1 protein-coding gene is annotated in these 1028 nt (G+C 60.5%); it reads left to right on the top strand.

Annotation, left to right across the window (positions count from 1 at the left end; translation table 11 throughout):
* The coding region (tuf, locus tag AC1RMF_RS26590) for an elongation factor Tu (RefSeq protein ID WP_493145559.1) at positions 1-1028 on the top strand (1028 nt) is incomplete at both ends.

The following is a 1028-nucleotide window of genomic DNA, read 5'->3' on the forward strand; positions in this document are numbered from 1 at the left end:
GACCAGATCGACGCTGCTCCCGAAGAAAAAGCACGCGGCATTACCATCAACACCGCCCACGTGGAATACGAAACGGCCAATCGCCACTACGCCCACGTGGACTGCCCCGGACACGCCGACTATGTGAAGAACATGATCACCGGTGCTGCCCAGATGGACGGTGCCATTCTGGTGGTGTCCGCAGCCGACGGCCCCATGCCCCAGACCCGTGAGCACATCCTGCTGGCCCGTCAGGTGGGTGTTCCTTACATCATCGTGTTCCTGAACAAGTGCGACATGGTGGACGACGCCGAGCTGCTCGAACTCGTTGAAATGGAAGTGCGCGAGCTGCTGGACAAGTACGAATTCCCCGGCGACGCAACCCCCATCATCCACGGCTCTGCCAAGCTCGCCATGGAAGGCGACAAGGGTGAACTGGGCGAAGGCGCCATCATGAAGCTGGCTGACGCACTGGACTCCTACATCCCCACGCCCGAGCGCGCTGTGGACGGCGCATTCCTGATGCCCGTGGAAGACGTGTTCTCCATCTCCGGCCGCGGTACTGTGGTGACCGGTCGCGTTGAGCGTGGCATCATCAAGGTCGGCGAAGAAATCGAAATCGTGGGTATCAAGCCCACCCTGAAGACCACCTGCACCGGTGTGGAAATGTTCCGCAAGCTGCTGGACCAAGGTCAAGCGGGCGACAACGTGGGTATTCTGCTGCGCGGCACCAAGCGCGAAGAAGTGGAGCGCGGCCAAGTGCTGTGCAAGCCCGGCTCGATCAAGCCGCACCTGCACTTCACGGGTGAGATCTATGTTCTGTCCAAGGACGAAGGTGGCCGTCACACGCCCTTCTTCAACAACTACCGTCCCCAGTTCTACTTCCGTACAACGGACGTGACCGGTGCGATCGAGTTGCCCGAAGGCAAGGAAATGGTGATGCCTGGTGACAACGTGTCCATCACGGTGAAGCTGATCAACCCCATCGCCATGGAAGAAGGCCTGCGTTTCGCTATTCGCGAAGGCGGCCGTACCGTGGGCGCTGGCGT

Source organism: Rhodoferax sp. GW822-FHT04A08, from assembly GCF_058801025.1.